Origin of the sequence: Duganella vulcania, assembly GCF_009857655.1 — a bacterium.
In the GTDB taxonomy this organism is placed as follows: Bacteria; Pseudomonadota; Gammaproteobacteria; order Burkholderiales; family Burkholderiaceae_D; genus Rugamonas; species Rugamonas vulcania.
The window spans coordinates 81097-90383 of sequence record NZ_WWCX01000020.1; the positions used below are offsets into that span (position 1 = coordinate 81097).

Here is a 9287-nt window from a genome sequence, read left to right on the forward strand (position 1 = left end):
AAGTTGAAGAATTAATGACGATATTGTTAGGCTTCGGCGACCGGGCAGGCGCTGCGGAAGGCCTTGGGCGTGCAGCCGTACTCCTCCTTGAACAGCTTGTTGAAATAGGAAACATTGGCGTAGCCGACGGAATAGGCGATTTCCGCCACCGTTGCCGTATCTTTCTCGGCCAGCAGGCGCGCCGCCTCGGTCAGCCGCAGCTTGTTTAAATAGCCACTAAAGGTGTAGCCGAACTCGGTCTTGAGGATCTCGTAGACCTTGTTCCGGTTGACTCCGGTTTCCTCGACCACCCGGTCCAGGTCCAGCTCCGCCTCGGCGTAGTGGCTGGCGATGAACTGCAGGATGGCCATCTTTTCCTTGTCGCGATGCGGTTCCAGTGAAAGTTGCTGATACGCAACGAACGGCATGTCCTTTTGCAGCTTGACTTTGACATCGTTGATCACGGCCTGCGCATGTTGCCTGAAGAACCACACCCCAAAGCCGCTCCAGACCACGATCAGCAACACCCCGAGCAGCACCAGATAGCTGCGGTCGCGGCCCTTCAGGTTCAGCTCGCGGATCTGCACCTCCAGGCTGACCTCGCGCGGACTTTGCGGCGTGCCGCCGATGACGATCTTGGGCACCTTGTCGAGTTTATAAGCATGTTTGGACAAGGCTTGTTGCGCCAACAAAAACCACCATTGCGGTGTTTCCAGGCGCGTCAGGTCCAGCTCGACGCGCGATTCGTTCTCGTCGCAGGAAAAGTAGGACAAGGGGGTGCGGTAGCCCAGGAACTCCTGCTGGTCGGAGCGCCTGCCGACAAAGGTGGGAATGGTCAGCACCAGCGTATTGGCCGGCGCGCATTTCACCAGCAGGGAAATCGAGGAATAGCGCGACAGGTCGAGGTGGACCGGCTGTCCTTTGCTGTCGATGAAATTGAGCTCTGCGCCGGCGAAGCCCTCGTCCGTCCTGGCGAGGCGGAAGTCGAACCGCAGCCGTTGCGCGGCCTCGTACAAGTGCATGGTCGCCTTGCCGCCGGGACGGGTGTCCCAGCTCTGCTCGCCCTTCCACGCCAGCGGGCTGTCGGCCGCAGGCAGCAGGGATACCTGCAAATAGCTCTGTTTAACGCAAATGTAGCCCAGGAGGACGCACGCCGCGATAAGGCAAAAGCACCCGACAAGTGCCTTTTTATAAAATTCATGCATTGAAAGCCTGGATCAGAGAAGATGACTGTCGCGCACGAAACGCTCGCTGCCGGTACGCGATGTTACCCGGCCACTGATCATCTGGCAATGCGAGCACGGCTGGATGGCAACACTCCAAAAAAAACGGGCGGCCTGAGCCGCCCGAAAATACTACCGGAGAGGTAGTTGGAGAGCACTAAACGGGGACTGCCCGGCACACCCGGCATCGCGGTGCCGCCGCACAATCCCTGAGATACATTGTGGGAGTTGCGTCCGCCCGCCGCAATTGTTAAAACCACCAACATGGGAGTGAAATTGCGCAGCCGCCGAAAGATCGCAATAAATCGTTGAGGCCATTGGCAATTTTCGTAATTGCGCGGCCGTGCCGCGAGTCTCCACAATGGCTTGCTAACTATCATGGAGACTTAGTATGCTAAAACGAACCCTGCTGTCGCTGGCGCTGTCGTACGCGACCGCCGCCGCCTGCGCGCCGGCCACCGCGCCGCCGCCCTTCCCCACCGTCCTGTACGGCACCGCCTACTACCACGAGTACATGCCCTACGAGCGGCTCGACAAGGACGTGCAGATGATGAAGGAGGCCGGCTTCAACGTGGTGCGGCTGGGCGAATCGACCTGGAGCCTGTGGGAGCCGGAGGACGGCCGCTTCGAATACGCGTGGATGGACCGCGTGATCGACGCCATGGGCAAGGCCGGCATCAAGGTCATCATGGGCACGCCGACCTACTCGATCCCGGCCTGGATGGCGCGGCAGAATCCCGAGATCCTGGCCCGCAAGTTCAACGGCGCGCAAAACACCTACGGCATGCGCCAGAACATGAACACCGACTCGGCCGCCTACCGCTTCTACGCCGAACGCCTGATCCGCAAGATCGCCGCGCGCTACAAGGACAATCCCAACGTCATCGGCTGGCAGGTCGACAACGAGACCGGCAGCTACGGCGCCGCCAACGACGACGTCTTCATCCGCTTCCAGCACTACCTGGAAAAGAAATTCGGCACGCCGGAAAACCTCAGCAAGGCCTGGTTCCTGAACTACTGGGGCCAGGACCTGCACAGCTGGACCGACCTGCCGCGCCCGGACGGCGCGCAGAGCACCGGCTACAAGCTGGAGTGGACGCGCTGGAGCCAGATGCGCGTCACCGACTTCCTCACCTGGCAGGCCGGGCTGATCCGCGAGTGCGCGTCGCCGCGCCAGTTCGTCACCCACGACTTCGCCGGCGCCATGCACGCCGACGTCAACGAGCAGGACGTCGCGCGCGCGCTCGACACGCCGGCCGTCAACATCTACCACTGGGGCCAGCGCGAGTGGTACAACGGCGCCGAGCAGACGCTGCAGGCCGACTTCACGCGCTCGCTCAAGCGCAACAACTTCCTGGTCACCGAGACCAACGCCCAGACCACCGACTGGTCCTCGTCGTTCCAGTATCCGCCGTACGACGGCCAGTTCCGCGAGGACGTCTACACCCACCTGTCCAACGGCGCCAACATGGTCGAGTACTGGCACTGGGCCTCGATCCACGCCAACCAGGAGACCTACTGGAAAGGCGTGCTGTCGCACGACCTGGAGCCGAACCGCGCCTACGCCGAGATGAGCCGCACCGGCCGCGAGCTGCGGAAGATCGGCCCGCGCCTGGTCAACCTCAAGCTGCACAACGACGTGGCCATTTTGTGGAGCCGCGATTCGCTCAACGCGCTCAACGACATGCCCTTCGCCAAGGACAGCCAGTGGGGCGGCGGCGGCGCCAAGGCCGACTACGGCGGGCTGGTGCGCCAGATGCACCGCGCGCTGTACGACCTGAACGTCGGTGCCGACTTCGTGTTCGCGGACACGCAGGACTTCTCGGGCTACAAGCTGCTGATCGTGCCGTCGCTGTACGTGGCGGACGAGGCGCTGCTCAAGCGCATCTCCGAGTATGTGCGCAAGGGCGGCCGCGTGGTGATGACCTTCAAGAGCGGCTTCGCCAACGAGAACGCCGCCGTGCGCTGGACCATGGCGCCCGGCCCGCTGCGCGAGGCGCTCGGCTTCCACTACCAGGAGTTCTCCAACCTGGCCCAGCCGCTGGCCCTGAAGGGCGATCCCTTCCAGGCCGGCGCCGACAACCAGGTGCGGCACTGGGCCGAGTTCCTGCAACTGGACACGGCCAAGGCGCTGGCGTGGTACGACCATCCGTTCTTCGGCCGCTGGCCCGCCATCACGGCCAACCAGTACGGCTCGGGCAAGGTGGTCTACGAGGGCACCTATCTGTCGGATAAATTGCAGAAGGCGGTGCTGCTGTCGTCGCTGCAGGAGCTGGGGATGGTGACGCCTGAGCGGCAGTTGCCGGACCATGTGCACGAGCGCTCGGGCGTGAACGGCTTCGGCCGCGCGGTGCGCTACTACTTCAACTATTCCGGCACGGCGGTCAATTTCAACTACCGCCACCAGGCTGGTGTCGACCTGCTGACCTCGCGCCACGTGAAGCCGGACGAGGCGATGTCGCTGGGTCCGTGGGAACTGGCCATCGTCGAGGAAGACGGCCAGGCCACCCGTTCGGAAACCGCGAAATAAACGCGGCCGCCCCGCGCCGGCATTGCACCGGCGCGGGGATCTTCATCAAGCCTTTTGACGGCGGCGCAGCAAGGCCAGCAGGCCCAGGCCCGCGCCCAGCATCGCGTACGTGTCCGGTTCCGGCACGGCGCTGACATCGATGTTGTCGAGCTGGTTGTAGGCGCCCGAGCTCAGGCGCAATTCGCTGATGCCGTTCTGCGCCATGTTCCAGCTCCCCTCCCCTTGCAGCATGGCGATCTGCTTGCCGTCGGCCGACAAGGTGCTGGCGTCAAGGTTGTAGTCGAAGCCGGCCAGGCTGAATTTGCCTCCGCCCTTGCGGGTCAGGGTCACATAGGTGTCCGTACCGTTCTCGATGCCGTCGTGCCAGTTGTAGGTCTGCGGCTCGAAGGTGCCGTCGCCGATGTGCGCCATGCCGGACGCCGCGTTCGGCGCGAACAAGGTCAGCAGGAAGCCAGCCTCCTCGTAGACCAGGTTGTTGCCGCTGTAGCTCATGTTGGCCGGCAGCTCGCCGGTGTTGCCATACATGACCAGCTCGGCGATACCATCAAAGGTCAGCACGGCCGCGCCGGCGCTGCCGGCCTGCGTACCCAGGCCCGCACCCAGGACCAGGGCGGCGGCCAGCTTGTTCAATTTCATGCGATTCATTGTATTCTCCAGTTATGCATTGCCGGGCCGGGCGCTTGCGGAAGCGCCCGGCCCCAAGGGTTTAGTAGCTGAACAGCACGCCACGGCCGCTGCCGCTGATGTACAGGCGTCCCGGCACGTTCTGGTCGGCCGCCAGCGTGCTGATGCCGCCGTACTGGTGCTTGTCGTCGTTGAAGCGGGTCCAGCTGGCGCCGCCGTCGTCCGAGCGGTACACGCCCCACGCGCCATTGATCACGCCAACCACGTAGACCGAGGCCGAGTACTTGGCGCCGGCCGGCGCCTTGCCCAGTGCGATGGAGGTGGCGCCGTACACGTCAGGCTGGTAGGCTGATTGCCCCCAGACCGGCGCGGCCGCGCTCAGCTTGGTCCAGGTCGCGCCTGAATCGAGCGAGTGCAGGATGCTCTTGCCGTCCGTGACCCAGACGTCGCCTTCCACGTTCGGATTGACCGCGATCGACGTCACGCTGAAATCGGCCGTCCACGAGTTGCCCGCGAACGTGCTGCTCTCGGTGAAGGTATGGCCGCCGTCGGTCGACGTGTAGAAGTGCGGCGTTTCCGACCATTGCGACCACCACGCGCCGCCCGAGTTGTAGGCATAGACCTTGTTCGGGTTCTTGCGGTCGGCCGCCAGGCGGTAGGCGCGATCGATGCCCACTTGGGCCAGCGGCGGCAGGTTGGTATAGGTCCAGGTGGCCCCGCTGTCGGTCGTGTAGGCCGGCGTCGATGCGGAGGGCGCCCAGACGATGTTGTCCGGCTTGGTGACGACCAGGTTGCTCGCACCGCCGTTGTTCGCCAGCGCGTCCGGATGGTTGGTCGCGAACGCTTTCCAGGTCACGCCGGAATCGGCGGAATAGGCGCCGACGACCGTGCTGCCCCAACCGTGGGAACCGGTGGTGGCCATATAGGCCGGATTGGACCACGCCAGGTCGGCGCTGTAGGTGGTGCCGAACAAGCTGTTCGACGTACGCACCGGCGACTTGAGCAGTTCGGTCTGGACCCAGGTGCTGATGTCGCCCGCGCTGCGCAGCAGCGTGTAGTTGGCGCCCGGCGGCGGCGCCGTCAGCGAGCTGGTGGCGGTTTCCTCGATGCCGCCAGCCGCATCGGTCCAGGTCGGCTTGGCCGCCGACGCGTTGTGGGTTTCCCACACGCCGCCGCCGTGCACATGCAGGATGTGCTCGGGGTTGTTCGGATCGATCTCGACGTCATCGGTCCAGCCCGAGAAGCCATCGCTGGCGGGCAGGTGCGGCGCCGTCGAGGCGATCTCGCGCCAGGTCAGGCCGGCGTCGTCCGACAGCTGTATCACCGGCTGGCCGTCCCAGTTGCCCCAGGAGTTGGTCACGCCCAGCGCGATGCGGGTGCTGGCGCCGCTGCCGGACACCGACAGGCCGCCCATGCCGAAGTTGACCCACTGCTGGGCATCGTATTTCTTCAGCAGCGTCCAGTTGGTGCCGTCGAACTTGTACAGGCGCGAGGGGCCGTTGGCGCCGGGGCCGTTGCTCTGGGTGAAGGCCACATACATCATGCCGTCCTTCGCGCGCGCCATGTGCGGCACAAAGAAGCCGGCCACGTCGGCGGGCGTGGCGATGCCGGTCCAGCTCGCGCCGCCGTCGGTGGTCTTGTACATGCTGAAGCCCAGGCCCGCCGTGGCCGCGTAGTCCTGCGCGACGGCCGTGTAGATGGTCTGCGTGGCGCTGCCGGTGCCCTTGGTGTTGGTGTCGAAGATCACCTGCTCGAAGCCGACCACGCCGTTCGACGGGTAGGCGTTGATCTCGCTCTTGCTCATCACGTGCGTGGACAGCGAGGCCACCTGGCTCCAGGTCTGGCCGTAGTCGCTGCTCTTCCACATGCCGCTGGCGCGGGTGGCGTAGAACAGGATCGATGGCATGTTCGGGTCCACCATCAGGCGCTCGCCGACGGCGCGGCCCGGGCTGTTGCTGCCCGCCGAGAACGGCAGCTTGACGTATTGCCAGGTGTCGCCGCGGTTGGTGGAGATGTACAGCCGGGCGTCGGCGTTCTCCGACAGGTACATGCCGGTGCCCATGTAGACGCGCTGGTCGTCGTTCGGGTCGAGCGCCATGGTCTCGCTGCCGTGGTGGTAGCCGTCGATGGCGCCAAAGCCGTCGGTGATCGGCAGCCAGGCTTTGGTGGCGACGTCCCAACGGTAGGCGCCGCCCATGTCGGTGCGGGCGTACAGCACGTCGGGGCTGGTCGGATGATAGATCAGGCCCGGCACGTAGCCGCCGCCGCCGAACTTCACGGCGCCCCAGCGGGTCGCCGCCTTGGATACGCCGCTCGTCGTGAGGCCGGCCAGTGTCTGCCCCGCCTTGGCGCTGCCGCTGTCGGTGCCGCTGCCGCTGCCGCTGCCGCCGCAGGCCGCCAGCAAGGCAGCCAGCACGCCGGTGACAGCCGCGATGTGTCTCTTCTTCATATTTTTATACTCCAGGATAGTGATGTAACGACGAACAAAGGTCGCGCCACGTCTGGCGCGGTACCGGTACATTCTTTTGATGGCCAGCGGCTCGGGAGCGGCGGCTAGCCCGCCAGTTGCCGGACGTACTGCGTATGGTCCGGCATGGCGTTGACGGTCTGCGCGATCACCTGGCGCAGTTGGTAGTAATGCGCGTGCAGTTTGCGCAGGTCCATGAGATGGATGAGCGGATCGTCGGCCTTGGGCGCGACGCCCAGCCCGGCCAGGATGGAGATATACGACGAGGCCGAGAATCCCTCCTTGTCGTAGACGACCACGCGCCCCGTTTCGCGGAACAGCTCGATCTGGTGCCTGAGCGTGTCCGGGATGGCCATGTTGGCGCAATAGCGCCAGAACTCGGAATCGGTACGGTTGGTCAGCTTGTAGTGCAGGACGATGAAGTCGCGCACATTCTCGTAGCCGCGGGCGACCCGGCGGTTGAACTCGTCTGCCAGCTCGGGACGGAAGCCGCGGTCGGGGAAGAATTCCAGCAGCCAGCCGACCGCGTTTTCGATCATATTGATGCTGGTCGATTCCAGCGGTTCCAGGAAGCCGCCCGACAGGCCGATGGCGACGCAGTTCCTGATCCAGCTCTTGCGGCGGCGGCCGGTGGTGAAGCGCAGCTGGCGCGGATCGTCGAGCGCGCGGCCGTCCAGGCCGTCGAGCAGCACGCGCGCGGCGTCGGCGTCGGTGGTGAAGCCGTCGCAGTAGACGTGGCCGTTGCCGGTGCGGTGCTGCAGCGGGATGCGCCAGGTCCAGCCGGCGCTTTTGGCGGCCGATACGGTGTACGGGGTGTAGCGCTCGACGCTGGCGCACGGCACGGCCTGCGCGCTGTTACAGGGCAGCATGGCGCTCCAGTCGTCGTAGCCGGCCTGGTACACGCCCTCGATCAGCAGGCCGCGGAAGCCCGAGCAATCGACGAACAGGTCGCCCTCGATCCGGCGGCCGTCGCGCAGCTTGACGGCGGCGATGTTGCCGGTCTGCGGATGCTGTTCGACTTCGTTGATGAAGCCCTCGATCCGCGCCACGCCGCGCGCCATCGCGTAGTCGCGCAGGTAGGCCGCGTACAGGCCGGCGTCGAAATGGTAGGCGTAGGAATAGGCGTTGCTGGCGGACGGCTGGTCGCCGGTGGGCGGCGTGAAGCGGTGGTTGCGCGCCATGACCGCGGCCACCGACCAGTCCTCGTACGGCGGCATGTCGTGGATCTCGCGCGCCAGCCGCTGCCAGTACAGGTAGGAGCTGCGGTACTCGATGTCCGGGCCGAAATCGCCGAAGCCGTGGAAGAAGCGGTTGCCGACGTGGCCCCAATCCTTGAATTCGATGCCCAGTTTGAATGTGGCCTGGGTCTTGGCCACGAAGTCGGAAGGGCTCAGGCCCAGCGCCTGGTTGTAGTAGCGAATGGTCGGCAGCGTCGCCTCCCCCACGCCGACGGTGCCGATTTCCGGCGACTCCACCACCACGATCTCGCAGGCCCTGCCCAGCTTGAGCGCCAGCGGCGCGGCGGTCATCCAGCCGGCGGTGCCGCCGCCGACGATGACGATTTTTCGAATAGCCTTGTCAGCCATTTCGTCCCCTTATAGTTATGATAATTCCGGACGTCTGTGGTCCATGCCAACATCTTATGCATAAAAGCGCGCCACACAAATTATGAAAACCGCCAACGGCGGACATCATTTATCCCAAGCGGCGGCCGGGTCCGACATCGCGGCGCCGCCGCTGCACGCGGTCAGGATCAAAGCGGGGAGCGAAATTGGACAAGCCACGCCACGGCACAACACTCAAGGGCGCGCGCCTCCTGCCACGGCGGCGGGTGGTCGCCAGCGCACGATCATTCGCGCCTGGTCGCGCGCCACCAGCAGGCCGGTGCCTGCGCTGTTCGGTTGCGGATAGGCCGGCGTGGCGGCCAGCGCCAACAGGAACGCAGCCTTCACGGCGCGTCCGCAGCGGCCGGAATCACGGTCAATTCGGCCGCGTTGGTCGCGCCGCCGCGCCACACCTCGTCCAGCGCGGTGAAGCGGAAATAGCGCGCGTTCACCGGAGCGAAGCGCGCCTGCTGGCTGTCCGGGTTGTTGCGGATGTTGGCGAAAGTGCCGCGCTCGATGGCGGCGTTCCAGTGCACGCCATCCTCGCTGGTGTCGAAGCGGTAGTTCTCGACGGTGCCGCCGAGCTGCCCGTCCTGGCGCGGCAGGTAGACCAGGCCGGCGATGCGGTGCGCCTGGCCCATGTCGACCGTGATCGCGTGCGGCAGCTTCAGGCCGGCGCCCCAGCGGGTGTCCCAGTACGTGGCCGGATCGCCGTCGATGGCGTGCGTGGCCGGGTGGCTGGCATCCTCGTTGTCGACCGCCATTACCTTCCAGCCGCGCGGCGACAGGCCGATGAAGTCGCGCCGCCCGACCACGCCCAGCCGGCCGTCCGGCAGCAGCCGCGCGGCCCGCACCGCGCC

The 9287-nt window shown here is 65.4% G+C and carries 7 protein-coding genes; 1 reads left to right on the plus strand and 6 read right to left on the minus strand.

Translation table 11 applies throughout. The annotated features are described in order from the left end of the window. Positions 1-26: 26 nt before the first annotated feature. The gene (locus GTP90_RS14250; RefSeq protein WP_254451859.1) at positions 27-1091 is read right to left on the minus strand and encodes a helix-turn-helix domain-containing protein; all 1065 of its coding nucleotides are present in this window, start codon (positions 1089-1091) and stop codon (positions 27-29) included. 502 nt (positions 1092-1593) lie between these two features. On the opposite strand from GTP90_RS14250, the gene GTP90_RS14255 reads away from it, so the two are divergent. Next, positions 1594-3732 (plus strand): beta-galactosidase, encoded by a 2139-nt coding sequence (locus GTP90_RS14255; protein WP_161084173.1) that lies wholly within the window; start codon positions 1594-1596, stop codon positions 3730-3732. A gap of 45 nt (positions 3733-3777) precedes the next feature. Here GTP90_RS14255 and GTP90_RS36950 read toward each other — a convergent pair whose 3' ends face one another. From GTP90_RS36950 to GTP90_RS14280, 5 genes are all read right to left on the minus strand, one after another. Next, positions 3778-4377 carry a PEP-CTERM sorting domain-containing protein gene (locus GTP90_RS36950; protein ID WP_254451860.1) on the minus strand — a complete coding sequence of 200 codons (600 nt, stop codon included), beginning with the start codon at positions 4375-4377 and terminating at the stop codon, positions 3778-3780. Positions 4378-4438: 61 nt separating this feature from the next. After that, positions 4439-6805 carry a WD40/YVTN/BNR-like repeat-containing protein gene (locus GTP90_RS14265; RefSeq protein ID WP_161084174.1) on the minus strand — a complete coding sequence of 789 codons (2367 nt, stop codon included), beginning with the start codon at positions 6803-6805 and terminating at the stop codon, positions 4439-4441. 104 nt (positions 6806-6909) lie between these two features. Further along, a complete protein-coding gene (locus tag GTP90_RS14270; protein WP_161084175.1) occupies positions 6910-8409 on the minus strand; it encodes a tryptophan halogenase family protein in 1500 nt (499 codons plus the stop codon). Positions 8410-8622: 213 nt separating this feature from the next. After that, complete coding sequence (locus tag GTP90_RS14275) at positions 8623-8775, minus strand: hypothetical protein (protein ID WP_161084176.1); 153 nt, start codon at positions 8773-8775, stop codon at positions 8623-8625. After that, on the minus strand, positions 8772-9287 hold a 516-nt coding region (locus GTP90_RS14280; RefSeq protein ID WP_161084177.1), incomplete at its 5' end, for a discoidin domain-containing protein. The genes GTP90_RS14275 and GTP90_RS14280, both read right to left, overlap by 4 nt.